Genomic DNA, 24,622 nt, shown 5'->3' on the forward strand with positions numbered 1-24,622 from the left:
AAGCACGAAGGCATAACGCGGATGCCAGCGAAAACGCAAACAGCCCACGCCCACGTTAACGCGCACTCCCACGACTAACAGACTTCAAACTACCGGACCACTTCATCGCAGGCAACTCAACACAACGATAAAAGACCCACGCAACAGCGACTGCCACAACCATAAAACCAAAAGTCGGCAAGATCGACATCTGCAACGCCGATCGATACAACACCGAAGACAGCAACACAAAAATAGGCAAATGAATCGAATAGAGCGAGAAGCTGAAATCGCCAAATCGAGAAAGCACCCGAATCACAGCCGTATCGTTCTGCCGCCGGCTCTTGAGCGCCTCATTCAGATAGAACGCAAACCCAACAGCCCAAAACTGAAACGCCAGATACTGCCCAAATCGAAAAGCAAGACACCCAAGCACCGTCAGCAAGACAGCCAACCCATACATCAGCCACGGCATGCGCTTACGCGAAGAATCATCACCGCGCTTCAGCTGCAATTCAGCGATCCACGCCCCGAGCATCCAGGAGAACCAGAACGATGTAAAGAACTGCAAGTCATGCCGCTCGAACACAAAAACCGAAGCGAGATTAACGAGCGCTACAATCCCAAGCACAGGCAAGATCCCAAGCCGGCGCCGCAGCGCAAATACCAGCGGATAAACCGCATAAAACTGCACTTCGAGCGACAGCGTCCACAGCGCGCCATTCGAGCCATACGTCTTGCCGGCCAAACCTTGCAGCGAGAACAGATTGACAAAAAACGCCTGAGGCCCGATATCGAGAATCTTGTGATTAACGGGCGGAAAGTGCAGGCTGGCCCAGTCAAGCGCAAGCGTGAGCAGCAGCGCGGCAAACAGCACAGGGTAAATGCGCGCAAACCGCCGCGCCCAGAAATTCATCGCATCGAGCCGATACGCAGAATTGTTCGCAAGACGCTGCGCAGCACCACGATGAATGCAATACCCGCTAATAACGAAAAAAATCGGCACCCCTGCCGAACCCCACGCAATGGGCAGCGTCAGGTACGCAACGATCGTATTCAGATCGAATGATTTGCCCGCCACATGGTGAAAGCTCTGCATGCCCACCCACTCGACCTGGCGGCAATGAAAATAGGCCACCAGCAACGCGGCAAACCCGCGCATCGCGTCGATGACATGTTCCTTCCCGGCGACCTTCGCCTCGCTGCGCGCCGCCGGCGCAAAGGACAGGGACGAGCCGGTGGCGTCCAGTGCTGTGTCGCTCATGCGCGGTCCTTGTTCGTTGATGAATGAATTGGCGCGCCGCCCTCAAGACGCAGCACGCCCGCTTGCGTATCCTAGGTGAAAGGGCGTGCAAAAAATCGACAAGAAATGATTCGAATTATTCAAGCTTTCATATTGCCAATGGATTGCCGAAACCGACAGAAATTCAAATAGGCGTCTGAATTATTTGACGTTTTTTTCGTGTTACGTTCATGCGGGGAAAACTTCTGACAGGGGTGGGGTCATGAACCTGCATTTGATCGCCGGCGTCGCCGTGTTGCTACTACTCGTTGCCGTGTCCGCGTACCGTGAAGCATTGCGCAACGAGCCGATCAGTCGTATCCGGATGAACCCGGAAAAGATGCCGCAGTTCGAAGAAAACGAATGAGCGCATGAGGGCGGCGCTCGCCCTCGGCGTGATTGGCAAGATTTACGCGCCGCATGCATGGCGATTCAGATTGTTCACGTCATTCTTTCCGCACGAGTTTCAAATATCGGAACGAAGCATTGGAAAGGAACAATTTGAATTAATTTCAACGGGGCGCTATCAGTCCTTTCAAAATAATTTTCCGCTAGTCTTTTCCCGAACGACAATGCGCCGCCTCTCACGGCGATTGCATACATTCAATCAACCGAGTGGAAATGCATACCATGCTGAAAGTCACCAAAGCCGTCTTTCCTGTTGCGGGCCTCGGCACACGTTTTCTGCCCGCCACGAAGGCGAGCCCGAAGGAGATGCTGCCCATCGTCGATAAACCGCTGATCCAGTACGCGGTAGAAGAAGCGATCGCGGCAGGCATCACCGAAATGATCTTCGTCACAGGGCGCAGCAAGCGCGCGATCGAAGATCACTTCGACAAGTCTTATGAAATCGAGGCGGAACTCGAAGCGCGCGGCAAGGAGCAACTGCTCGATCTCGTGCGCAGCATCAAACCGGCGAACGTCGATTGCTTCTACGTGCGTCAGGCCGAAGCGCTCGGTCTCGGCCATGCCGTGCTGTGCGCCGAAAAGCTGGTCGGCGAGAGCCCGTTCGCCGTGATCCTCGCCGACGACCTGCTGCACAGCGAACAGCCAGTGATGAAGCAGCTGGTCGACGTCTTCAACCACTATCACAGCTCCGTGGTCGGTGTCGAAACCATCGCGCGCGAGGCAAGCCGCTCGTATGGCGTGGTCGACGGCAAGGAGTGGGAAGAGGACGTCATCAAGCTGTCGGGCATCGTCGAGAAGCCGGCACCCGACAAGGCGCCGTCGAATCTCGGCGTGGTCGGCCGCTATGTGCTGATGCCGACCATCTTCAAGCACATTCGCGCGTTGAAACCGGGCGCGGGCGGCGAACTGCAACTGACGGACGCGCTGCAATCGCTGCTGACGGAAGAGCAGGTGCTCGCGTATCGCTACTTCGGCACGCGCTTCGATTGCGGCAGCAAGATTGGCTATCTGAAGGCGACGGTCGAATTCGCGCTGCGTCACCCGGAAGTGCGCAACGAGTTCGAGGACTATCTGCAAAGCTATCTGCCGCTGCATCTGACCGCGGCCGCCGCCTGAAAGCAACGCCTGCGGCAACGACGGCGCGTCTACCGGCCGTCGCGCTGCAGGTCAGTCGGTGCAAGCGCGCGCGTCATCCGGACGACGCGGGCCCGCTGGCCGACGATGCGCGTGCGAGTATTGCGCGCACATCGTCGTCGGTGGTTTCGCTGAAGTCCGAATAAAACTGGCTGACGCTGAAGAACAGTTCCGGCGCGGTAACGCAGACATATTCGTCGACGTCATCGCCAATGCGCCCGGCCGCGTCGTGCGGCGCGACGGGCAACGCGGCAACGATCTTCGCCGGCGCGCGTGCGCGCAATGCACGCGCGGCTACCTTCATTGAAGCGCCCGTCGCGAGCCCATCGTCGACGATGATCGCGACGCGGCCCGCCACGTCGACGCTCGCGCGCCGCGGGTCGCAAAACAGCGCCTCGCGCCGCGCGAGTTGCGCTTTCTCATCCGCGAGCACGCGTTCGAATTCGGGCTGCGATACGCCCGTTTCGCGCATCAGTTCGTCGTCCACATACAGCGCGTCGCCCGACGCGATCGCGCCCATTGCCAGCTCGCATTGCCACGGCACACCGAGCTTGCGAACCACGAGCACGTCGAGCGGCGCGCCCAGTGCGCAGGCGACTTCATACGCAACGGGTACGCCGCCGCGCGGCAGCCCGAGCACGACGACATCGTCGCGTTGTGCGTAATGCTTCAGTTGATCGGCGAGCGCACGGCCCGCGTCGGCGCGATCCGCAAATCGACGGTGCATGATTCGCTCCCACGTCCGCTACCTCTACGTCATTCACTATAGGACGTTGAGCATCGAGAGTGCCGATTCCTGCAGTGCGCGCAACACGCGGTTGAGCGCCGCTTCCGACGTTTCCTTGCCCATCGGCATGTTCGTGCTGAGCGCCGCGACGACTTCGCCATGACGGTTCTTCATCGGCACGGCGACGCCGCGCACGCCGATATCCAGCTGCTGCTCGATCACCGCGAATCCGTCGGCCTGCGCGCGGCGGACCTTTTCGAGCAGGCCCGTCTTGTTCGTGACCGTGTGCGGCGTGAAGGGCGTGAGCTCGGCGTCGTTGAGCCACGTCTGCATCGCTTCCTGATCGCGGTGATACGCGAGCAGCACGACGCCGGGGGAGGTGAGCGGGGCGGGCACGCGCGCGCCGAGCACGAACCCCGTCGTCATCACGCGCGACGTGCCGTTGCGCGCGATGAACACCAGCTCCCAATCGTCGAGCACGCTCACATAGACGGATTCGCCGATCGTCGCGCTCAGTTGCTGCAGGTACGGCTGTACGGTTTTCGGCAGCCGCGCCGAATCGAAATACGACCAGCCGACGCGCAGCACGCGCGGCGTCAACCCGTACAGCTTGCCGTCGCCCTGCACATAGCCGAGATGTTCGAGCGTCAACAGGTAGCGGCGCGCAGCCGTGCGAGTCATGCCCGTCAGTTGGGCGGCTTGGCTCGGCGTGAGGCGGGCGTGTTCGCTGTCGAACGACTCCAGGATCGCAAGGCCTTTTTCGAGGCCTGCGATCCAGTCGCGTTTGTCCAATGGCGGTCGGTTCATGGCAATCGATCCCTGATTTTGCGCGGCTAACGTATCGGTATGCGCGATTATCGCTCACTTATCGGCCACTACGCACCGTTTGTCGAGATCGCGTGGCGCAAGGGGAATGTCGCCTCGATCACTTCCGCATCAGGCGGAAAACCGCGCCGCCACTGTATGCGCCACACGACACCCAGCCTGGTGCTAACCCGCGAAGCGCGCGTTAATCGCACAGAAACGTGCGATTAACGCACATTCCGGGCACCAGGAGCATTGCCCACCCCATGGCGCTTGCCTATTCTTGAGCCACCTTAGCGCTTCAGGCCGCGCCGCATCGGATGAGCACTTCGGATGCGCCGCGCAGCGGCATCACAGGTTTCATCGAGAAAGGTTCTGCCATGAGTCACGCCACGAATCAGCCTTGCATCATCTCCGTCGCGATCACAGGTTCCGTGCCGCGCAAGAAGGACAACCCGGCGGTGCCGATCTCGATACCCGAGCAGGTCGAGAGCACGCATGAAGCGTATGAAGCCGGTGCGACGCTCGTGCATCTGCACGTGCGCGACGAAGAAGAGCGCTCGAGTTCCGACCGCAGCAGCTTCGCGACGCTGCAGGAAGGCATCCGCAAGCATTGCCCGGACATCATCATCCAGTTTTCGACGGGCGGGCGCGGACGTTCGTTCGAACAACGCGGCGCGATGCTCGATTTGCGGCCCGATATGGCGTCGCTGGCCACGGGCTCGGTGAACTTCCCGACCACTGTCTACGAGAATCCGCCCGATTTCGTCCGCACCCTCGCGCAGACCATGCTCGATCACGACGTGAAGCCCGAAATCGAAATCTTCGATCTGGCCATGCTGTACAGCACCGTCGATCTCGTGCAACAAGGCCTGTTGAAAGAGCCCGTGCATGTGCAGTTCGTGATGGGCGTGAAGAACGCATTGCCCGCGCGACGCGAGATTCTCGAATTCGAAGTGGCGCAACTGCAGAAGCTGCTGCCGAGCGCGACGTGGACGGCAGCAGGCATTGGCCGGCATCAGCTCGAAGTGAACTACTGGACGCTCGAAATGGGCGGCCATTGCCGCACGGGTCTCGAAGACAACGTGCGCTGGGATAAGGACACGCTTGCAAAAAGCAATGCGCAACTCGTCGAGCGCGTCGCGAAGCTATGCGGCGAATACGGCCGTCCTGTCGCGACGGCGAAGCAGGCTCGCGAGCTGCTGGCGCTCAAGCCCGCTGCATAAACACGATTCCCGCACGATTCCCGACCTAAGCCATATCATGCTTCGCTCCATTGCCACCGTGTCGGTTAGCGGCACGCTCGTCGAGAAACTCGCTGCGATTCGTGCAGCGGGTTTCGACGGCGTCGAAATTTTCGAAAACGATCTGCTGTACTTCGACGGCTCGCCCGCCGACATCCGCAAGCGTTGCGCCGATCTCGGCCTGCAGATCACGCTGTTCCAGCCGTTCCGCGATTTCGAGGGCGTAACGCAGGAGCGCCTCGCGCAGAACCTGAACCGCGCGCAGCGCAAGTTCGAGCTGATGCACGAACTCGGCACGGATCTCGTGCTCGTGTGCAGCAACGTCAATCCAAACGTGATCGCGGACGATGCGCTGATCGTCGATCAGCTCGGCCAGCTTGCGTTGCTCGCCGAACGCGAAGGCGTGCGCGTGGGCTTCGAAGCACTCGCGTGGGGCAAGTACATAAACTCGTATCGACATGCATGGCGGCTCGTCGATACCGTCGATCATCCGAGTCTCGGCCTGATACTCGACAGCTTCCACACGCTGTCGATCGACGACCCGATCGATCCCATCGCGGAGATTCCGGGCGATCGCATCGCCTTCGTGCAGATCGCCGATGCGCCGCTGCAAAAGATGGACGTGCTCGAATGGAGCCGACACTATCGATGCTTCCCGGGGCAGGGCGACCTCGATGTCGCCGGGTTTGCTGATCGCGTGCTCGCAACGGGTTATCAAGGCCCGTTCTCGCTCGAAATTTTCAACGACGGTTTTCGCGCCGCGCCGACAGCCGCCACGGCCGCCGATGGCTACCGCTCGCTACTGTATCTCGAAGAGCAGGCCGGGCTGAAGGGCGCCCGCTCGAAGGACGGTCAGCCGCTCTTCACGCCGCCTGCGCCGCCCGCGCATTCGGGCTTCCAGTTCATCGAGTTCGCCGTCGATTCGACGAGCGCGCCGCGTCTCGCGCAGCGCTTCGCCGAAGCAGGGTTTCATGCGGCGGGCAAGCATCGCTCGAAGGACGTGACGCTGTATCAGCAGGGCGGGGCGTCGATCGTGCTGAACGCGGAGACCGATTCGTTCGCCAGTGAGTTCTTTCACAGGCACGGGCTGTCGCTATGCGCGTCGGCGTTTCAGGTCGACGATGCAGCGCGCGTGTTCGAGCGCGCGACGTCGTTCGGCTATGCACCGTTTTCGGGCCGAGTCGGTCCGAACGAACGCGTCGTGCCGGGTGTGCGCGCGCCCGATGGCAGCCTGCATTACTTCGTCGATGCGCGGCCCGACGAGCCGACGCTCTATGAAGCTGACTTCGTGCTGAGCGCACATGACAGCGAACGCACGCAATCAGTGCAGGGCGAGTTGAAGCGCATCGATCACGTGTGCCTCGACCTGCCCGCCGACACACTCGATACGTGGATTCTTTACTTCAGGGCCGTGTTCGGTTTCGACGCGGAGCCCGCCTGGTTGCTTCCCGATCCTTACGGACTCGTGCGCAGCCGCGCGGTGCGCAGCGCAGACGGATCGGTGCGCATCGTTCTCAACGCGTCGGTGGACGGACGGACTTCGACCGCGCAATCGCTGCACACGTATCGTGGATCGGGCCTCAATCACGTCGCATTCGACACCGACAATATTTTTGCGGCCGTCGAACAGTTGCGCGCACGCGACGTTCAGCTATTGCGAATCCCGTCGAACTATTACGATGACCTTGAAGCGCGTTACGATTTCGCCGACGACGTGGTGAAGCAGATGAAAGAGGCCCACGTCCTTTACGACAGAGACGCGCAGGGCGGCGAGTTCTTCCATGTGTACACCGAGCAGATGGATGGCCGCTTCTTTCTGGAGGTCGTGCAGCGCAAGGGCGGTTACGACGGATACGGCGCAGTCAATGCGCCTGTGAGGCTCGCAGCGCAGGCCCAGCGCAAGCACAGCTAGGCGCAACGGCATGCAGTGAAGGATCGCTTGGCCCGATAGTGGTGGTTACCCGTAGCGATCCTCGCAGCATCCGGATTTTCCCGCATTACTTCAGCTTTTCGCACTACCCGCAGCACCGGCGGCGACGGCACGCGTTTGTCCCGCCGCCGACAAAACGATGCGACGCATCGTCATAACACTCAATGACAAAGGATCAGGAGATGAAACGACGTTACCCCGAAGTCAAAGCCGCCCTGGCTGGCGCAGCGATGCTGGCCACACTGCCCGCGTTCGCGCAAAGCAGCGTGACGCTGTACGGCATCGTCGATAACGGCATCGGTTATCAGTCGAGCTCGACGACGCTCGGTTCGACCACAGGCGGACACTCGGCCGTCAAGATGGTCACGGGCGTATGGGCGGGCAGCCGCTTCGGCCTGAAGGGCGCAGAAGACCTCGGTGGCGGTACGAAGGCGATCTTCACACTGGAAGAGGGCTTCAGCGCGAACAGCGGAGCGATGTCGACGAACAACCTGATGTTCAGCCGCCAGGCGTTCGTCGGCGTGACGAACGCCACGTACGGTTCGCTGACGGCTGGCCGCCAGTACGCGTCGTACTACCAGCTGCTGTCGCCGTATAGCCCGACGACGTGGCTTACCGGTTTCTACGGCGCGCATGCGGGCGACGTCGACGGTCTCGATACGATCTATCGCGCGAACAACACGCTGCTGTACATGTCGCCGCAGCTTTACGGCTTCAAGTTCAGCGGCTCGTATTCGTTCGGCGGCGTGCCGGGCAGCGCGTATCAGGGCTCGACGTGGAGCACGGCGGTCCAGTATTCGCAAGGTCCGATCGGCATCGCGGTGGGCTTCTCGAAGATCAACAACTCGAACGTGAATGGCGGCACGTTCGGCACCGATACGACGACGTCGAACGCGGGCGCGCAGGCGGGCATTTCGGCCGTGACCAATGGCTACCAGTCGGCACGCGCGCAGCAGCGCTTCGCCGTCGGCGGGGGCTATACGTTCAACAGCCAGTTCGACATCACGGCGACGTATTCGAACGTGCAGTACATTCCGGGCATCGGTTCGGGCTTCCACGACCTGTCGATCTGGAACACGGGCGGCATCGTGCTGCACTGGAAGCCGGCGGCTGCATGGGATTTCGCAACGGGCTACGCTTACACGCGCGCGACGAAGGCCAATGGCATCTCGAGCAGCGCGTCGTATTCGCAGGTCAACCTGTCCGAGTACTACTCGCTGTCCAAGCGTACGGGTCTGTATGCGTTGCAGGCGTATCAGCGCGCGAACGGCCAGACGCTCGGCACGAACGGCCGCAGCATCATCAACGCGACGGCGACGATCGGCGACGGCTTCAATTCGACGCCTTCGTCATCGCGCAGCATGGTGGGTGTCGGCGTCGGCATGGTGCATCGGTTCTGACGCTGTACGACGAAGCTAAAGCAGGACAGGGCGCCGCGATTGCGGCGCTTTTTTCGTTTTGTGCGTGGCGATGTGCGCTGCGCGCGCATTCGATGCAGGACCGTCGCTTGCTGCTCGCGTCGGCTGGCGGAGTCCGTTGCTTGCCGCGCCGACATGGGGCGATGACAGGAAACGGCCATCGACCGGGCGCATGATTGGCGGACGGCAGCGAGAAGTCGCCCGGCATGAAGGTGCTCAGCGGCTGCTACAATCCTGCGTCATTGCAATGAAGGTGAAGACATGGGCTTTGAACAACTGGCGAAGCTGAGGGACGAACTCGCCAAGCAGGCAAAGGCGCAGCGCAAGGAAAAGCAGGCTGCGGACAAGCCGGCTCCTCACGCGGGCGGCAAGGATCAGAAGGCGAAGGACGCAAGTCCGCGCGACGCTAATGCGCGCGACGCGAAACCCCGGGACGCGCGACGGGCGCCCAGGTCTGCGGACGCGAAGACGCACGGCAAGCCGGCGTCGGCTCGTCCGGCGGCAAAGCAGCAGAATCCCGTCGATCCCGTCGTGCATACGATCGGCAAGCTGCAGAAGCGTTTTCCGTTGGCGTTTCCGAAGAATCCTGCGCCGAAGGTGGCGCTGAAAATTGGCATTCTCGACGATCTGCTCAAGCAGGCCGGCGAACTGAAGCTGACCGAGCAGGAAGTCCGCGATGCCGTGAGCACCTGGTGCCGTGGCAGCCGCTACTGGGCGAGCTTGACGGAAGGCGCGTCGCGTGTGGATCTGAATGGCGCGGAAACGAGCAAGGTCACCGCGTCGGAATCCGCGTTCGCGCGACGCCGTTCGGGTGGACGGAACAAGCCTGCTGTGAAGGCTGGTGAAAATGCGGCTGCGGCTGCGAAGCCTGCGGATGACGCGGCTGCGGCGCAGACGGACCAGACGGACGGTGAAGGAAATGCACCGGCTGCGGATCAGGCGCAAGGTTGATCGATTGCGGGTTGATCCGGCGGGTCGTTGAGGATTGAGGCTGGAGGGAGCGGTGGTTGGTTTGCTGCTACCTGTTTGTGATTTTACATAATCTTAATTATCAACATTGTCTGGGTAGCGGCTATATCCTAATGTCGTGTTCTGGCTATTTACAGATGTCGCGTTTTACAGCTGGCAAGCCCTCCACGCAGCGATGTTGAGTCGGTCGCCGAAAACGAAAGTCCCACCGCCCGGCGTTGCGCCGCACCCGGCCCATTCCCGCAGCAGGACGCCTTACCAGGCACACAGCCGTTTTTGAAGACCCCGAGAAGCTCTAGAGCATCAACCGTACGGCTTCAGGCTCGTCCGGTTCGAACCAGTCCGGGTTGAGCTGCGCCACTGGCCCGAGCGACACCAGAATCTCCCGCAAATGCGCGCGCATCGCGTTTTCCGCGGCATCGGGATCGTGCGCCTTCAGCCCGCTCACGATCAGCGCGTGCTGCCTGATCAGCAGGTCGAGCGGCGACACTTCATGCAGACTCAGATAGCGCACACGATCCATCTGCGCCTTGATGTCCTGGATCGTCTCCCACGCCGCCACGCAATCGATGGACTGAGCGATCAGGAAGTGAAACTGCTCGTCGCAGGCCAGGAACGCGGCCGTGTCATTGACTTTTGCCGCCACCTTCTGCTCGCGCAGATTCGCGGCAAGTTCCGCCAGTTGGGCATCGGTAATGGCCACGGCCGCCTTGCGTACGACCGCCGCCTCGATCGCCTCGCGAATGAAACGCCCCTCGCGCACCTTGCGCGGGGAGATCCGCTTCACGAAGGTGCCGCGCTGCGGCAACACCTGCAGCACGCCAGCCTCGACGAGCTTGATGAAGGCTTCGCGCACGGGCTGCCGGGACACCTGAAACATCTCCGACACCTCTTTCTCCGAAAGCGGTGTGCCGGGCGCGAGCAGCCCCGTAAAGATCGCCTCGCGCAACGAACGGAAGATCTGCTTGCCGATCGGTTCGTGCGATTCGACGGACAAACCCATCAGCGCGCCGCGCAGCGGCGTTTTCACTTCGCCGTCGGAAACCGCGCGGGCCTGACTTGCGACGTGGGCAACGGTCAGCGTGGCGGTTCTCTTCTCGCGCCGCGACGCGGGCTTCGGGCTTGCAATTTTCGTATCCATACAGGTAATCGAAGACTAGTATCGTCAAACTACCATACTAGTTTACGCTCTGCCGGGGCTTTTTGCGACTTGGGCTCGCGGATGAAAACCAGCGCACACAGCGCGCCGATCACCGCGATCGCCCCAGCCAGCACGAACGCGCTGCCGTACGCGCCGTGCGTCGCCTGCACGATGAAGCCCGTCACGGCCGGTCCGATCACGCCTGCGAGATTGGCGAGCAGATGCACGAAGCCGCCCACGCCGCCCACGTTCTCGCGGCGCACCGTATCCTGGATCACTGCCCAGTAGACCGAGCCGGTGACATACAGGAAGAAAATCGAAACCGACATCAGCGCCACGGCGCCCTGCATGCTCTGCACGCGTCCGGCGAAGCCCACGCATACGGCCGCCGCGCCCAGGCACACCGACAGCACGATCCGGCGCGACAGCAACGGCTTGCCCGTCAGTCGCAGGATGAAGTCGGTGATGAAGCCGCCTGCCGCGAGCCCGATGCTGCCGAGCACCCACGGAATCACCGTCGCGATGCTCATGTCGTGCAGCGACATGTGATGAGCTTCCGTCAGATAGGTCGGGAACCACGACAGAAAGAAGAACAGCACGTAGTTGTAGGAGAAGAACGCCAGCGCGGTCGCCAGGATGATGGGTTGCTTCAGGTAGAAGCCCAGTCCCGTCTTCTTGCCCGCAGGCGCATGTTCCATCGACGAAGCCTGCTGCTGGCCGGCGACGATCAGATCGAGTTCGGCCGGCTTCACGCGCCTGTTCTGCTGCGGATGCTCGGTCGTGGCAAACGACCAGAACACGAGCCACGCGAGGCCGAACACCATGATCGCGACGAACGCCCAGCGCCAGCCGAACTGGATCGCCATATAGCCGACCACAGGCCCCGCAAGCGCGCCGCCGAGCGGAGTACCCGAGCTGATGACGCCGATCGCACTCGCCACTTCGCGGCGCGGAAACCAGTTGTTCACCATCTTGCTGTTCGACGAACTGAACGGGCCCTCCCCCATGCCGAACAGCACGCGCAGCACGATCAGCGAGACAAGCCCGCTCGCGAGCGCGGTGGCGCCGCAGAAGATCGACCAGATGCCCATCGCGCCGCCGAACACTTTCTTCGCGCCGAATTTATCGGAGGCTACGCCGCCGATGAAGTTGAACAGCGCATAGCCGATGAAGAAACTGCTGAACACGATGCCCATCTGCGCATGCGAAAAGTTCAGGTCCTTCTGTATCAGCGGCGCGGCAATCGAAAGCGCCGCGCGGTCGAGATAATTGATGACGCCCGCAAGAAACAGCAGGCCGACGACGAACCATCGCTGGCTCTTGATCATGGTGTGTGTCTCCAGTGCTCCGCCTCTTTGTGTGCCCGGGCGGTTCATGTGGAAAAGTTAGTCGAACTTCAGATGGACCTTCATCGATTGCGTGCGGTCATGCGCGACTTCGAACGCACGGTTCGCTTCTTCTAGCGAGAACGCGTGCGTCATCAGCGGGCGCAGATCGATCTTGTGCGCGCCGAGTTCTTCGGCAGCAACGGCGTATTCGTCGGTGAAACGGAACGAGCCCTGATAGCGAAGCTCCTTCGACATCACCAGGTTTGCCGCCACGGGCGACTGCCCCGCCGGCAGATTGCCGACCTGGATGACCGTGCCGCCCGCGCGCGCGGCGCGTAGTGCCGTGTCGAGGCCCGCCGTACTACCCGACGCTTCCAGTACCACATCGAAGGTGCCGCGCTGCTGCGCCCACTGATCGATGCGTGTTTGATCGTTGGCGAGCACGGTTTCGTCGGCGCCGAGTGTCGCTGCCATTTGCAACGCTTTCTCCGCGAGATCGAGCGCGACGATGCGGTGCGCGCCCGCCCGCTTCGCCACCGCGAGCAGAATGCAACCGATCGGTCCACAACCCACCAGCAGCACCTTCGCTCCCACCAGCGACCCCGCAAGACGCAGCGCATGCAGCGCCACCGCAAGCGGCTCGGCCATCGACGCCTGCGCGAAGTCGAGTCCGTCCGGTACGGGCACGCATTGATGCGCGCTCACCGCGATGAACTGACGGAACATGCCCTGCATGTGCGGAAACGTCGACGCGCTGCCCATGAAGCGCATGTTCAGGCAATGATTCGGCATGCCCTTGACGCAGTATCGGCAGACGCCGCAGTTGAGTCCCGGATTCACGGCGACACGCTGCCCGACTGCAAGGCCGCTCACGCCCTCGCCTAGCGCCGCAACTTCACCCGCGACTTCATGACCCAGCACGAACGGCTCGCGTACCGCGAAATCGCCGCTCTTGCCCTTGAAGTAATACGAGAGATCGGAGCCGCAGATGCCGCCGGCGCGCACGCGAATCTGGACCTGACCGGCTTGCGGTTGCGGATCATCGAGTTCGTCGATGAGGAGTTTCTTCGGTTCGTGGAGAACGGCTGCAAACATGATCGTGATCCTGTATCAAAGTACTGTCGTATCGGCGCGCCTGTTGGCGTGCTATTGGCGCGCAGCGAATGCGGCCGATGCGTGTGCTTCGTGCAAGGCTGACTCGCGCTGCGGCGCGCCCCAGTCGTGGAGATCCCCGCCGCGTCGCGCGGGAGCCGTTTCGGGTAGAAGGAAAATGCACACGGCCGAGACGATCCCGAGCAGCGCCACATAAATGACGAGCCCGATCGAATTTCCGTGCGTCGCCTGAATCAGTTTGACCGCGACAAGTCCGAGCACGCCGCTGCCGATCAGCGATCCAATCTGCCAGATGAGCGCGATGCCGCTGCATCGAACGCGCGCAGGAAAAAGCTCGGGAAAAAGCGACGCCTGAGGCGCATAGCACAGGCTGTGACCGACTGAGATCGCGAGGATCATCGCGGCCTGGATCGCGAGGCGGTTGCCACTATCGACGGCATGGAACAGCGGCACGACGAGCAGCACCTGCAGCACCGCTCCTGCGATGAAAGTCGTGCGCCGGCCGATCCGATCCGACAGCGCGCCCGCCAGCGGAATGGCGAATAGCTCGAGCACGACAGCAACGATAATGGTCTGCAGCAGCAAGCTTTCGCTGATGCCGTGCGCACGTCCGTAGGCGAGAACGATCATCGTGTACATCGCGAAGGTGCATGCCTCGATCAGCTTTGCGCCGACGCCTTTCACGATGGTTGGCCCGAACTGCTTCACGACCTCGACCACTGGCCGCGACTCGACTGCCTTTGTTTCGCGGATGCTGGCGAAGATGGGCGACTCTTCCGTGCGCAACCGGATATACAGACCGACTACGACCAGTACGATGCTGCCCAGAAACGGTAGACGCCAGCCCCAGTCCATCAGTTGCTCATGCGTGAGTGTCGCGCTCAGTAACGCAAAGAGACCCGACGGAATCAGGAAGCCCGCAGGTGCGCCGAGTTGCACGAGGCTCGCAAAAAAACCGCGCTCGCGAGGCGGTGCATATTCCGCCGTCAACAACACCGCGCCCGCCTGTTCACCGCCTACCCCGAAGCCCTGTAGCACGCGAATCAGGATCAGCGAGGCAGGCGCCCAGACACCGATCTGCGAATAGTCCGGCAGCAAGCCGATCGCGAACGTCCCCAGCCCGACGATCAGGATCGTGGCGATCAACGCCTTCTTGCGTCCAATGCGATCGCCGAAATGGCCGAACACGATGCCGCCGAGCGGCCGTGCCACGAACCCCACGGCATAGGTCGCAAATGCCGCGAGCGTGCCGATCAGCGGGTCGCTCGACGGGAAGAACTTCGCGCCGAACACGAGCACGGCAGCCGTGCCGTACACGAAGAAATCGTAGTACTCGGCGGCTGTGCCGATCGTCGATGCAGCCGCCACGCGCCGCAGCATCGCACGGGTTTTCCTGTCTGCCATGCCTGTCTCCTGGCTGTCGTTTTATCTGTCGAAGGGGCTTACCAGTTCCACAGCGTGCCGTCTTCGAGCCGCGCGACGGGCAGATACGCCGGGTCGTACGGATAGCGCGCGGCCGCTTCCTCATCGATATCGACGCCATGTCCCGGTGCCTCGCCCGGATGCATCATGCCGCGATCGAAGCTCCACGCATGCGGGAACACGTCGAGCGCTTCCTTCGGGAAGCCCATGTATTCCTGCACGCCGAAGTTCGGCACCCACAGGTCGAAGTGAAGCGCCGCGCCCATGCAGACGGGTGACAGATCCGATGGCCCGTGACAGCCCGTGCGCACCTGATAGAGCGAAGCGAAATCGGCGATGCGCTTCAGGTGCGTGATGCCCCCCGCGTGCGTCAAGGTCGCGCGGATGTAGTCGATCAACTGCTCTTCGATCAGTTGCTTGCAGTCCCAGATGCTGTTGAACACTTCGCCGACCGCAATCGGCGTGACCGTGTGCTCGCGGATCAGACGGAAGCCCGCCTGGTTTTCGGCGGGCGTCGGGTCTTCCATCCAGAAGAGCCGATACGGTTCGACCGATTTTCCCAGGCGCGCCGCTTCGATCGGCGTGAGCCGATGATGCACGTCGTGCAGCATGTGGGTATCGAAGCCAAACTTGTCGCGCACGGCTTCGAAGAGTTTCGGTACGAAGTCGAGATACTTTTCTGTCGACCAGCTTTGCTCCTCGACGACACCTTTGGTCGCCGGCTCGTACATGCCAGAGCCCTTCGACACGCCATAGACCGAGCGCATGTTCGGCACGCCGCACTGAATGCGAATAGCCTTGTAGCCGGCTTCGATGTGTTCCTCGTAACGGTCGAGCGCTTCGGGAATGTCGCGCCCTGTCGCGTGGCCGTAGACCATCACGCCTTCACGCGACGCGCCACCCAACAAGCGGTACAGCGGCAGGTTCGCCACCTTGCCGAGAATGTCCCACAGCGCCATGTCGACGGCGGCGATCGCGGTCATCGTTACCGGGCCGCGGCGCCAGTACGCGCCCTTGTAAAGAAATTGCCAGATATCCTCGATGCGTCCCGGATCGCGCCCGATCAGCAACGGACACACATGGTCCTTCAGATACGACGCCACCGCGAGTTCGCGGCCGTTCAACGTGGCATCGCCGATGCCATGCACGCCCTCGTCCGTCACAACCTTGAGCGTGACGAAGTTGCGGCCGGGACACGTGACGATCACATCGGCGCGGACGATTTTCATGGGGATTTCCTTGAGTCGCATTCGATGGAAGTGATGCTACCATACAAGTATATTCAATCGTCAACAACGGGTTTTCCCGCGCTTCGGACCTGAACATGACCGCCAAGCCATCGCTTTGCCGCAATGCACTCGACTCATTGAACGACCACCTGCTGGGGCCGGCGTGGCGCGATCCACGTATCGGTATCGTTCATCTGGGGATCGGAAATTTTCATCGCGCGCACGAGGCGGTTTATACGGAAGAAGCCATGCTCGTGGCGGGTGGTGACTGGGGCATCTGCGGCGTGACGTTGCAAGGCGACGTGGGAAAACGCGATGCCTTGATGGCGCAGGACGGTTTGTATAGCGTGGTCGAACGCGGGCCCGAAGGCGTGCGCGTCACGGTGATTCGTGCGCTCAAGGAAGTGCTCGCGATGCCTCACGACCGTGCGCGTCTTTCCGAACTGCTAGCCGATGAAAACGTGCGCATCGTCTCGCTGACGGTCACCGAGAAGGGCTATTGCCGCGATACGCGAACGGGCGACGTGGACCTGAACCACGCAGGGATCGCGCACGACCTGGCACATCCGGACGAGCCGTCCACTGTGCCTGGCATCCTCGCCGCCGCTCTCAGACAACGACGCGATTCCGGCACGCCACCCTTCACTGTGCTGTCGTGCGACAACCTCTCGCACAACGGCGCGGCCTTGAAGCAGGCAGTCGTGTCGTTCGCACGCATGCTCGAGCGTGAACTCGCCGACTGGATCGACGCGCATGTCGCGTTTCCTTCGACGATGGTGGACCGCATCGTGCCCTCCACCACCGACGCCGACCGCGAAGCGGCGCTGAACGCGTTGAATACGCACGACGCCGTGCCCGTGCCGTGCGAGCCGTTTCGCCAATGGGTGATCGAAGACTACTTTCCGTCGGGACGCCCCGCGTGGGAACGAGCCGGCGCACAACTCGTCGATGACGTGATGCCGTTCGAGCTCGCCAAGCTGCGCATGCTCAACGGCACGCATTCGACGCTCGCGTATCTGTCGATGCTCGCGGGCTTCACGACCATCGACGAAGCGATCGCCCATCCGCCGCTGAGAGCACTGATCCACGCGATGATGACGGACGAAATCGCGCCGACGCTCGACGTGCCGCCTTCATTCGACGTGCTCGCCTATCGTGACGCACTGCTCGCGCGTTATGCGAATGCGGCGCTCAAGCATCGCACCGCGCAGATCGCGATGGACGGAAGCCAGAAGATTCCGCCTCGGCTGCTTGCAACGATCGAGGCGCGTTTGAACGCAGGGCAATCGATCGAACGGCTTACGCTGGCCGTCGCGGCATGGCTCGTGTTCCTGCGCGGACACGCCGACGACGGCACGCGTTATGAAATCAGCGATCCGATGGCTGCACGCCTCACGGCGAGTGTCGCTAGCGAGCCGCAGCAACTCGTCGAAACGATGCTGGCGATCAAGGAGGTGTTCCCGCCCGAACTGGCGAACCGGGAGGTTTTCCGGCGACGGCTGGTGGACGCTGTCAGGCTGCTGCAGCACGGCGCACGACACGCCATCGCGATTGAGCGCGACTGACGCGCCGGCTCGAGCCTGCAACTGCTCGAACGCCAAGCGATATGAGTTGGCAGAGCACCAGCAATAGCTGCAGGCTTATGTCACACTGCCCGGCAGCCCTTGCTGCGCGATGCACATGACGGCAATCAAATATGGAAGCTCATCATGACCAACTCGCCCCTCATCAAGGTTGCTGTCCTCGACGACTACCAGAACGTCGCGCTCAAAGCGGCGGACTGGTCACCGCTAGACAATCGCGCGGAAATCACGGTCTTCAACGACCATCTGGCAGACCCGGCACAAGTGATAGAACGGTTGAAGCCCTTCGACGTCGTGTGCGCGATGCGCGAACGCACGCCGGTGACGCGTGAGATCATCGAACGCCTGCCGAACCTCAAGCTGATTGCGTCGACGGGATCGGGCAACGCGTCGATCGACACGGACGCAGCGGCAGAGCGCGGCGTCAAGGTCGTCCACACGGGTTATTCGTCCACGCCGACCATCGAGTTCACATGGGCGATGATTCTCGCGATGGCACGCCATATCCCGGCCGAAAACCAATCGTTGCGCGAAGGCGGCTGGCAACAGATGCTCGGCACGGAACTGGCGGGCAAGACGCTCGGCCTGCTAGGGCTTGGGCATATTGGTTCGGCCGTCGGCGTGATCGGCCGCGCGTTCAGAATGAATGTGATTGCGTGGAGCCAGAACCTGACAGCCGAGCGCGCGGAGTCGAAAGGCGTGCAACTGGTCGACAGGGATACCCTGTTCTCAGCTTCCGACTTCCTCTCCATCCATGTCCGCCTGAGTGACCGAACGCGGGGTCTGGTCGGTGCTGAAGAGCTAGCCAGAATGAAGCGCACGAGTCGCATCGTCAACACGTCACGCGGTCCGATCGTCGATACGGCGGCGTTGATCGCCGCGCTAAAGAGCGGACAGATCGCGGGCGCCGCCGTCGACGTATACGACACCGAACCGCTCCAACTGACGGACCCGTTTCGCTCGCTGACCAACGTGCTTGCGACGCCGCATATCGGGTATGTGACGCAGGAGTTGTATCAGACGTTCTACGGCGATACGGTTCGCAATATAGTCGAATGGCTGGAACAGACGCGACAGCCTCACGCATGACGTGCGGCAAACGCTTGTGCGCGGTCAGTAGAGCAGCGCGCATTGAAGCTTGATCCCGTTTCTCTCAAGCCGCTCGTGCGCGTAGTGGTCGCTCAGCGTCAATTCCGGGCATTCAGGCCGAACGTGAGTACATACTGGCCGTTGCTCAGCCAGCTGCCGGTGAGCACGGGTGTGCCGTCAAGGACAACGTGCGGCGCGGCGAACGCGGTAGGTAGTGTTGTCACCGTATCCGGCGTCGCCGGATGGAGGGCCGGTCTGCCGTTTTCGATGTCGCCCCTTCCATCATCCCTGTTGCTGATCGTAGGTCCCTCAGGAGCAGTGCTCACCTTACCTACCGATTTGTCCAGTCTACCGGGCGCAACGCGTTCGGTAGGACGGAACGAATCCCCTGGAAGAGCGGCATCCTGGGTTTCTACGTTCCTGTCATCGCCAGTCGCAATTGCCCGCGATGAGCTTGCCGGATTCTCTCCGGAACCAGATTCTCGAATGCAGCAACTTTCGATGTTCGGATGAGCAACCGCGTTTCCGCTGAGGACAAGTGCCATCAACATAGCGCTTGTCTGTAGAGGCTTGCGCATGGACTTCTCCCGTCGCTCGAACATCTTGTGTTCAACGATCCGACTCGAACTGAAACATTGGATGTCCCGCGTCGGGCTAACCTGAGTCCCATGTCACAGCAAGTGGGATAGGCCATCTGGCCGCGCGGACTGCCGTTCGCTTCACCACGCAGCACTCCATTCAGCATAAACGCTGCAAAGACGTTAGGCAATCGACCGGTGTGCTGCGCGGAAGCGGAGAAAGATTCTTCTGACGTAGCGCGTTTTCGGCCCCCGTGCTCATCTCTTCTGCGTTCGGTTCGGTGCGACGTCGTAATCAGACAAAAGACATCGCACCATCAAATCCGGGCGTAAAAGCAGTTCGCCCATCTCTGTCCTGCAGGAATGCTGCTTTATCGTATGAATGACTGGATCGCAATGTGATTCATGGATGTCTCCGTTGAGTCGATATCGAAATGACAAGAAGATCTAGATCGACTTGAATAGCGGACTCTTTGCGAGCGCCTCGGCGCCGTCCGCGCTGGTCAGAAACTTCTCTGTGTAGATGTCGCGTTCGAAGAGCTGACCTTGCATCAACGTGCGGATCGCCGCTTCAATCATCACGGGCGGCCCGCACAGATAGGCCTTGTGTCCGCGAAAGACGCCGTTGAAGTGCGCCTTCGCCGCGTCATGCACGTAGCCGCGAAACCCTTCCCATGACGAATCCGCCGGCTCGTCGGACAGCGCTGGCACATAGGTAAAGTTCTTATGCACGCTTTTGAGCTGTAAAAAGAGATCGTGGTAATACAGCTCTGGCCGATTGCGCGCGCCATAAACCAGCGTGATTTGCCGCGCGTCGTTCTCTTCCAGCATGTCGATCAACATCGACTTTGGACTCGACAGACCGGACCCGCCTGCGATCAGAATCACTGGCTGTGGGTCCGACTTGCGTACGAAGAAGCGCCCATACGGGCCGCTGAAACGGATTTCGTCACCTGACGTGATCTCATCGTGGAGATAACCTGTACCCTTGCCGCCCGGCACGCGTCGCACGTTCAATTCGATCAGCGTGCGCGAAGCCGGTTTGTCCGCCAACGAAAACGCGCGCGGCATGCCCTCGCCCGGAATGTGTACGTTCACGTACTGGCCCGCCTGAAACTCGATGCCGTCGCCCTCCAGTTCGATGAAGATGCCCTTGATGGTCGGCGTCAGGTCGACCATCTCTTTCACGCGGCCTGTGAAGTCGCGTACAGGAAAATGGCACGCGTCCTCGTCCTCGTCGATGTCCGCTTCGATCGTCAGATCCGATTGCGCCGTCGCGCAGCACGCGAGGCACTTGCGCTCGTCGCGCTCGAAGTCCATCAGCGCGAACGGCGATGCCTGCCCATGCTCGATCTCGCCTTCCACGACCTGCACCTTGCAGGTCGCGCACAGGCCGTGACAGCACGCGTGCGGCAGCCACACGCCCGCGCGCATACATGCATCGAGTATGGTCTGCTCTTCCTCGATTTCGATCGTCTGCCCGATCGGCTCGATGGTCAGTTGATAGCTCATCGCATCATCCTCCTTCTAGCTGAACGATCCGTTGATGCCGTTCCGACCCGGCGTGCGAAAGCGGATCACCGCCTTGTGACCGAGCCCGTTCTCGCCCAGGCTCGCATCGAAGTCGGGCGTGAACGGCCGGCCCGACCGGAACCATTCGGCAGCGCGGATATCGACCTTCTGCCAGTCGGGATGTGATGCATACATGGCCGGCAGCATCGTGTCGACGAGCGTGCCGAACGGCATGGCCGCTTCGACGGGAATGCAATGGGGTGCGCAAAACATCAGATGATCCTCCCAGCCGACGAAGAGCAACTGTTTGCCGTGAAAGTTCTCGACACGGTCCTTGATCTCGCCGGTATAACCGTCCTTGAGCGCGATGACTGACATGGTTCGTCTCCTGTGTCGACGGGAGTCGGCGCTTTAGCGCCTTACTCCCGTCCCATGAAAGAGGGTTGATCTGTTCGGTGCCTATGCAGCTTTCTGATTCGCCTCGGGGGCTTCCTCGCCGCCGTGGCTTGGCTTGCCCGTCCAGCGCAACCAGTTCTTGCGGTCGGGCGAGTCTTCGAACTCGTGACCGTCCTCGCCGACATGGATGTGGTAGTAGCGCAGCACTTCACGCATCGGGTCGAAGTCGGGCGCGCCCGGATCGGCGTCTTCTGCAAAGCAGTTGCCCTGATAGATCTGCTGCACAGGCATCCACGCCTGCACGTACTTCTCCGGCTCGTTGTCGAAGATGTCCTTGCAGCCGTCCGAGCAGAAGTGGAACTTGTTGCCGAGATAGTCGCTCTCGCGATAACAGATCTTCGTCGGATCGTCGGGCTCGGTGAACGCCATCGGGATCTGGCAGATCTGGCACAACATCGGCAGCGTATTGTTGTAGAAGCGGCGTCCCCCTTTCTGCTCTTCACGCCAGTATTCGAGGCGCGGACGATAGAGCCTGTCGAACGTGGCGGGATATTTTTCCGCGAGCCATTGCATTTCATCATCGGATGGAACCCACGTATGCATCGCGGCTGCATGCGTGTAGTTGTAGAAGATGCCCCACGCCTCGTGCGAGAGACGGTCTTTCTCCTTCATTGCCACGTCGTGATACTTCGGCATGCGGATGCCGTAGCGCTCGAGGTCGTGAAAAAGCGCGCCGCCATTTTTTTCGAAGTACGTTTCCCACGCTTCCTGCCACGACATGATGCGCTTGGGCAGCATGTAGTCCATCATCATTGCGACCAGCGTCAGCAGCCGATAGCCACGCCAGAACCACTTGTCGATCCACTTCTGGATGATCGGTACGTTGCCCGGGTCCTGTTCCAGCAGGAACTTCACGACTTCGAGACCCAGCGTCATGTGGCGCGATTCGTCGGATTGCGCGGAGAAGCCGAACGTGACCGTCGCCATGTCGCCGTTGAAAGCTGCGCCCGACATGAACGGCATGAAGAGCAGATTGGTCAGTACGTACTCGAACGAGAACGAAATGGCCGTCACGAACTCGAACGGGCCCGCGCTCATCGCATCCTCGAAGTACGACTTTGGCACCGACAGATACCACACGCGGTCGTGCATGTGCCGGAAGTCGTGAAAGCCGTTGAAGTACTTGTTGTAGTGGCTGATCGTATGCACCTGCGTCTGTGCATGACGCAGTTCATCGATGGCCTGCATCTGGCATGCGATGCGCGCGCCCGCGCCACGAAAGTTCCGCCCCGCCAGCGCGAAACCGCGATGCGCCGCGTATTCGAGCGGGCTCACGCCAGTGAGGAAGAGCTTGAGCGCGTTGATATAACGCGGGTCAGTGACGTTGAACTGGCCGTTGTTCTGCTGGAAGGCATCGATGATCGCATAAAGCTTGCGCTCCTTCTCGCCCTGATACTTCCAGTAGGCGTCCATCGTGAGGCGGAACGGATCTTCCCACTTGTCCCAGTCGTGTACCTTGATGCCTTCGAACCGGTCATACGGAAAGACCTCGTCCATCGGCTGATAGGTGGTTTCCCAGCCGAGTCCGCGTGTGAGCATCGCGTAGTTTTCCTTGATACTCAGCTTCTTCGGGGTTGCCTGTTGTGTGCTCATTGTCCTGTCTCCTTTATGTCGCCGTTCAGGCTTTCCATTCGAGGATGAATTCGTCGTCCGTCTCGTCGATGTTGCCGCCGAGTGAAATCAGGTTCAGTTGCAGTTCGCGCAAATCGAACTCACGTCCGATCAGTGCTTCGATCGATTCGCGCCGGATCACGAGTTTGCCGACGGCATCGATCTTGACCATCGCGGGAAACGCGTTGACGACGGCATGCGGGTTGTCGGCTTGAATAGCCTCGATGATCGGCCGCGAATCGTCGTTGGCCTGAAACGCGATGAAAACGGAATCAGCCATGACTCACCTCCACGCCTTGTTTCGCGACACGTGCGTCGAAGGTTTGTGCGATGTGTTCGAGTGCGTGATGCGCGTCGTCGCCGAGACCTGCGATCGCGAGCGGCTTCAGTGCATCGAGCACGGCCGTCCGCCACTTCGCTACCCACTGCGCGAGCAATGCCTTGTTCTCAGGCGATTCCGTGGCCGCCGTCTTGATAGTCGCGTCGACCCAGCGGCTCGTTTCATCGAACCAGCTGCTTGCAAACTCGTTGAGCATGCCGAAGCCCGGGCCATATAGACGCGCGATGCGCTCGTCGATATGCCGATACACGAGCGGATACAACAGGCCGTCGAGCACCAGGTTCTGTGCGACGAAGGTCTCGAACCAGTCCTTCACGACCATCGTGTCCTCCACCACGCGACGCAGTCCTTGCCACATGGGATCGCTCATCCAGCGCTCCTTGCCCTCGACGAGCGACGTGCCCTGATTGCCGTCCAGCGCGAGCCCGATGCGCGACAGGTACTGTGCGATGCCAAGGCGATCCATGCAATGAAACATCGTCGCCTGCGTGATGGCCGTGCCCCAGCCATAGCCTGTCACGAAGCAGTTATTCGTATTGGCGGCCCATTCGACATGACGCAGCGGCACCATGAGCGCAGCAATATGCGCCTTCGCGTCGTCGGAAAGATCAGCGAGCAGGCGACGTTTTGCGACGAACTCGAAGTTCTTCTCCATCGTGTCCTGCTGCTTCGCGCGGGCGATGGTGTAGGCGCCGTAGTAGTACTGGCGCGGGTCCTTGAACGCATACCAGTCGCTCATCACGATAGCGGTGCGCCCTTTGTCATAGAGCTCGAATTCCGGCTGCCACAGCGGTCGATAGTGGAAATTCACCTCGGGCTGCAAGTCGAAGGTGGCTTCCTGATAGCGCGACGCGGGCTTGTCTGCGCCAAGCCGCCGGGCGACGTGAGAGAATGTCTGCCGCACCTGCTCGACAGCCGAAGTCTTGATGTCGATCTGCATACTTCACTCCTTTCTTTGGGTGTTCATTCAGAGAGTCCGGGCTGGCCGTAGCGCCACTTCGCCTGATCGTGGTCGAGCTGCGTGCCTTCGTCTCGCGTCAGATAGATCACGCGATTCGCGCGGCAGAACGACTGGAAGTCGCGCAACGGCATCACGAGCTCGACGCTCAGGGCCGGGTCGCCAATAGAGAAATCGAACTCGACGAAGCCGTCGTCCCTCTGCTCCCTGAAGCGCACATAGCGACGGGTGATGTCAAACGCACGTGGGGGCTGCGCATAAGCGGGCAGTTGCATCGCTGTCTCCTTGGGTTTCGTGTTCGTGGCCGGCGTTGTGATTGAATGATTTGATCGGGAACCGGCTTGCGGACCCTATAAGGCAACACGTA

The 24,622-nt window shown here is 61.1% G+C and carries 23 protein-coding genes; 8 read left to right on the plus strand and 15 right to left on the minus strand.

Going from position 1 to position 24,622, the window contains the following annotated elements:
• Positions 1-55: 55 nt before the first annotated feature.
• Positions 56-1,243, minus strand: coding sequence for an acyltransferase family protein (locus tag BLT65_RS25620; protein ID WP_091782443.1), 1,188 nt, complete (start codon positions 1,241-1,243; stop codon positions 56-58).
• Positions 1,244-1,484: 241 nt separating this feature from the next.
• Between BLT65_RS25620 and BLT65_RS47295 the strand changes: the two genes are divergently transcribed.
• Both BLT65_RS47295 and galU read left to right on the plus strand, forming a co-directional pair.
• Positions 1,485-1,628: a hypothetical protein gene (locus BLT65_RS47295; RefSeq protein ID WP_007749838.1), complete on the plus strand. Its 144-nt coding sequence runs from the start codon at positions 1,485-1,487 to the stop codon at positions 1,626-1,628.
• Positions 1,629-1,891: 263 nt separating this feature from the next.
• Positions 1,892-2,785 (plus strand): UTP--glucose-1-phosphate uridylyltransferase GalU, encoded by an 894-nt coding sequence (galU, locus tag BLT65_RS25625; RefSeq protein ID WP_091782446.1) that lies wholly within the window; start codon positions 1,892-1,894, stop codon positions 2,783-2,785.
• A 73-nt stretch (positions 2,786-2,858) separates the two neighbouring features.
• Here galU and BLT65_RS25630 read toward each other — a convergent pair whose 3' ends face one another.
• The gene (locus tag BLT65_RS25630) at positions 2,859-3,530 is read right to left on the minus strand and encodes a phosphoribosyltransferase (RefSeq protein ID WP_091782448.1); all 672 of its coding nucleotides are present in this window, start codon (positions 3,528-3,530) and stop codon (positions 2,859-2,861) included.
• A gap of 36 nt (positions 3,531-3,566) precedes the next feature.
• The gene (locus tag BLT65_RS25635) at positions 3,567-4,337 is read right to left on the minus strand and encodes an IclR family transcriptional regulator domain-containing protein (RefSeq protein ID WP_007585999.1); all 771 of its coding nucleotides are present in this window, start codon (positions 4,335-4,337) and stop codon (positions 3,567-3,569) included.
• Positions 4,338-4,714: 377 nt separating this feature from the next.
• On the opposite strand from BLT65_RS25635, the gene BLT65_RS25640 reads away from it, so the two are divergent.
• The 4 genes from BLT65_RS25640 to BLT65_RS25655 all read left to right on the plus strand — a co-directional run bounded on the left by BLT65_RS25640 (position 4,715) and on the right by BLT65_RS25655 (position 9,877).
• Positions 4,715-5,560 (plus strand): 3-oxoadipate:acetyl-CoA acetyltransferase, encoded by an 846-nt coding sequence (locus tag BLT65_RS25640; RefSeq protein ID WP_042317187.1) that lies wholly within the window; start codon positions 4,715-4,717, stop codon positions 5,558-5,560.
• A 37-nt stretch (positions 5,561-5,597) separates the two neighbouring features.
• Positions 5,598-7,490: a bifunctional sugar phosphate isomerase/epimerase/4-hydroxyphenylpyruvate dioxygenase family protein gene (locus BLT65_RS25645; RefSeq protein ID WP_091782451.1), complete on the plus strand. Its 1,893-nt coding sequence runs from the start codon at positions 5,598-5,600 to the stop codon at positions 7,488-7,490.
• 200 nt (positions 7,491-7,690) lie between these two features.
• A complete protein-coding gene (locus BLT65_RS25650) occupies positions 7,691-8,908 on the plus strand; it encodes a porin (protein ID WP_244186594.1) in 1,218 nt (405 codons plus the stop codon).
• A 279-nt stretch (positions 8,909-9,187) separates the two neighbouring features.
• Positions 9,188-9,877, plus strand: coding sequence for a ProQ/FinO family protein (locus BLT65_RS25655; protein WP_091782456.1), 690 nt, complete (start codon positions 9,188-9,190; stop codon positions 9,875-9,877).
• A gap of 313 nt (positions 9,878-10,190) precedes the next feature.
• On the opposite strand, the gene BLT65_RS25660 is transcribed toward BLT65_RS25655, so the two are convergent.
• Genes BLT65_RS25660 through manD form a run of 5 tightly spaced genes read right to left on the minus strand, consistent with a single transcriptional unit; the run spans position 10,191 to position 16,128 of the window.
• Positions 10,191-11,036, minus strand: coding sequence for a GntR family transcriptional regulator (locus BLT65_RS25660; protein WP_091782458.1), 846 nt, complete (start codon positions 11,034-11,036; stop codon positions 10,191-10,193).
• A gap of 29 nt (positions 11,037-11,065) precedes the next feature.
• Positions 11,066-12,364, minus strand: a complete 1,299-nt coding sequence (locus BLT65_RS25665) for an MFS transporter (RefSeq protein WP_042313626.1) — start codon at positions 12,362-12,364, stop codon at positions 11,066-11,068.
• A gap of 57 nt (positions 12,365-12,421) precedes the next feature.
• Entirely contained in the window at positions 12,422-13,459 is a 1,038-nt protein-coding gene (locus BLT65_RS25670) for an L-idonate 5-dehydrogenase (protein WP_091782460.1), read from the minus strand.
• Positions 13,460-13,510: 51 nt separating this feature from the next.
• Positions 13,511-14,881 (minus strand): MFS transporter, encoded by a 1,371-nt coding sequence (locus BLT65_RS25675; RefSeq protein ID WP_091782463.1) that lies wholly within the window; start codon positions 14,879-14,881, stop codon positions 13,511-13,513.
• 38 nt (positions 14,882-14,919) lie between these two features.
• On the minus strand, positions 14,920-16,128 hold the full coding sequence (gene manD / locus BLT65_RS25680) for a D-mannonate dehydratase ManD (RefSeq protein WP_091782465.1): 1,209 nt from the start codon (positions 16,126-16,128) through the stop codon (positions 14,920-14,922).
• 95 nt (positions 16,129-16,223) lie between these two features.
• Between manD and BLT65_RS25685 the strand changes: the two genes are divergently transcribed.
• The gene (locus BLT65_RS25685; protein ID WP_091782468.1) at positions 16,224-17,693 is read left to right on the plus strand and encodes a mannitol dehydrogenase family protein; all 1,470 of its coding nucleotides are present in this window, start codon (positions 16,224-16,226) and stop codon (positions 17,691-17,693) included.
• 144 nt (positions 17,694-17,837) lie between these two features.
• Positions 17,838-18,800: a D-2-hydroxyacid dehydrogenase family protein gene (locus BLT65_RS25690; protein ID WP_091782720.1), complete on the plus strand. Its 963-nt coding sequence runs from the start codon at positions 17,838-17,840 to the stop codon at positions 18,798-18,800.
• A 98-nt stretch (positions 18,801-18,898) separates the two neighbouring features.
• Here BLT65_RS25690 and BLT65_RS25695 read toward each other — a convergent pair whose 3' ends face one another.
• From BLT65_RS25695 to BLT65_RS25725, 7 genes are all read right to left on the minus strand, one after another.
• Entirely contained in the window at positions 18,899-19,378 is a 480-nt protein-coding gene (locus tag BLT65_RS25695; RefSeq protein ID WP_143036548.1) for a hypothetical protein, read from the minus strand.
• A gap of 447 nt (positions 19,379-19,825) precedes the next feature.
• Positions 19,826-20,890: an NADH:ubiquinone reductase (Na(+)-transporting) subunit F gene (locus tag BLT65_RS25700; RefSeq protein WP_091782473.1), complete on the minus strand. Its 1,065-nt coding sequence runs from the start codon at positions 20,888-20,890 to the stop codon at positions 19,826-19,828.
• 15 nt (positions 20,891-20,905) lie between these two features.
• Entirely contained in the window at positions 20,906-21,268 is a 363-nt protein-coding gene (locus BLT65_RS25705; RefSeq protein ID WP_091782475.1) for a phenol hydroxylase subunit P4, read from the minus strand.
• Between the two features lie 81 nt (positions 21,269-21,349).
• Positions 21,350-22,939: an aromatic/alkene/methane monooxygenase hydroxylase/oxygenase subunit alpha gene (locus BLT65_RS25710; protein WP_091782478.1), complete on the minus strand. Its 1,590-nt coding sequence runs from the start codon at positions 22,937-22,939 to the stop codon at positions 21,350-21,352.
• A 25-nt stretch (positions 22,940-22,964) separates the two neighbouring features.
• Positions 22,965-23,237 carry an MmoB/DmpM family protein gene (locus BLT65_RS25715; RefSeq protein WP_042313648.1) on the minus strand — a complete coding sequence of 91 codons (273 nt, stop codon included), beginning with the start codon at positions 23,235-23,237 and terminating at the stop codon, positions 22,965-22,967.
• A complete protein-coding gene (locus tag BLT65_RS25720) occupies positions 23,230-24,237 on the minus strand; it encodes an aromatic/alkene monooxygenase hydroxylase subunit beta (protein WP_091782481.1) in 1,008 nt (335 codons plus the stop codon). The genes BLT65_RS25715 and BLT65_RS25720 overlap by 8 nt, the downstream gene beginning before the upstream one ends.
• Before the next feature lie 23 nt (positions 24,238-24,260).
• Positions 24,261-24,530 carry a phenol hydroxylase subunit gene (locus BLT65_RS25725; RefSeq protein WP_042313746.1) on the minus strand — a complete coding sequence of 90 codons (270 nt, stop codon included), beginning with the start codon at positions 24,528-24,530 and terminating at the stop codon, positions 24,261-24,263.
• Positions 24,531-24,622 lie beyond the last annotated feature (92 nt).

The sequence above is a fragment of the Paraburkholderia steynii genome (assembly GCF_900100565.1).
Lineage (GTDB): Bacteria > Pseudomonadota > Gammaproteobacteria > Burkholderiales > Burkholderiaceae > Paraburkholderia > Paraburkholderia terrae.

Coding starts and splice junctions, on each gene's coding strand:
- BLT65_RS25710 (WP_091782478.1), bottom strand. CDS start 22,939: ATGAGCACACAACAGGCAACCCCGAAGAAGCTGAGTATCAAGGAAAAC.
- BLT65_RS25635 (WP_007585999.1), bottom strand. CDS start 4,337: ATGAACCGACCGCCATTGGACAAACGCGACTGGATCGCAGGCCTCGAA.
- BLT65_RS25695 (WP_143036548.1), bottom strand. CDS start 19,378: ATGCGCAAGCCTCTACAGACAAGCGCTATGTTGATGGCACTTGTCCTC.
- BLT65_RS25715 (WP_042313648.1), bottom strand. CDS start 23,237: ATGGCTGATTCCGTTTTCATCGCGTTTCAGGCCAACGACGATTCGCGG.
- BLT65_RS25620 (WP_091782443.1), bottom strand. CDS start 1,243: ATGAGCGACACAGCACTGGACGCCACCGGCTCGTCCCTGTCCTTTGCG.
- BLT65_RS25700 (WP_091782473.1), bottom strand. CDS start 20,890: ATGAGCTATCAACTGACCATCGAGCCGATCGGGCAGACGATCGAAATC.
- BLT65_RS25675 (WP_091782463.1), bottom strand. CDS start 14,881: ATGGCAGACAGGAAAACCCGTGCGATGCTGCGGCGCGTGGCGGCTGCA.
- BLT65_RS25665 (WP_042313626.1), bottom strand. CDS start 12,364: ATGATCAAGAGCCAGCGATGGTTCGTCGTCGGCCTGCTGTTTCTTGCG.
- BLT65_RS25670 (WP_091782460.1), bottom strand. CDS start 13,459: ATGTTTGCAGCCGTTCTCCACGAACCGAAGAAACTCCTCATCGACGAA.
- BLT65_RS47295 (WP_007749838.1), top strand. CDS start 1,485: ATGAACCTGCATTTGATCGCCGGCGTCGCCGTGTTGCTACTACTCGTT.
- BLT65_RS25690 (WP_091782720.1), top strand. CDS start 17,838: ATGACCAACTCGCCCCTCATCAAGGTTGCTGTCCTCGACGACTACCAG.
- galU (WP_091782446.1), top strand. CDS start 1,892: ATGCTGAAAGTCACCAAAGCCGTCTTTCCTGTTGCGGGCCTCGGCACA.
- BLT65_RS25705 (WP_091782475.1), bottom strand. CDS start 21,268: ATGTCAGTCATCGCGCTCAAGGACGGTTATACCGGCGAGATCAAGGAC.
- BLT65_RS25655 (WP_091782456.1), top strand. CDS start 9,188: ATGGGCTTTGAACAACTGGCGAAGCTGAGGGACGAACTCGCCAAGCAG.
- BLT65_RS25630 (WP_091782448.1), bottom strand. CDS start 3,530: ATGCACCGTCGATTTGCGGATCGCGCCGACGCGGGCCGTGCGCTCGCC.
- BLT65_RS25725 (WP_042313746.1), bottom strand. CDS start 24,530: ATGCAACTGCCCGCTTATGCGCAGCCCCCACGTGCGTTTGACATCACC.
- BLT65_RS25640 (WP_042317187.1), top strand. CDS start 4,715: ATGAGTCACGCCACGAATCAGCCTTGCATCATCTCCGTCGCGATCACA.
- manD (WP_091782465.1), bottom strand. CDS start 16,128: ATGAAAATCGTCCGCGCCGATGTGATCGTCACGTGTCCCGGCCGCAAC.
- BLT65_RS25720 (WP_091782481.1), bottom strand. CDS start 24,237: ATGCAGATCGACATCAAGACTTCGGCTGTCGAGCAGGTGCGGCAGACA.
- BLT65_RS25685 (WP_091782468.1), top strand. CDS start 16,224: ATGACCGCCAAGCCATCGCTTTGCCGCAATGCACTCGACTCATTGAAC.
- BLT65_RS25645 (WP_091782451.1), top strand. CDS start 5,598: ATGCTTCGCTCCATTGCCACCGTGTCGGTTAGCGGCACGCTCGTCGAG.
- BLT65_RS25650 (WP_244186594.1), top strand. CDS start 7,691: ATGAAACGACGTTACCCCGAAGTCAAAGCCGCCCTGGCTGGCGCAGCG.
- BLT65_RS25660 (WP_091782458.1), bottom strand. CDS start 11,036: ATGGATACGAAAATTGCAAGCCCGAAGCCCGCGTCGCGGCGCGAGAAG.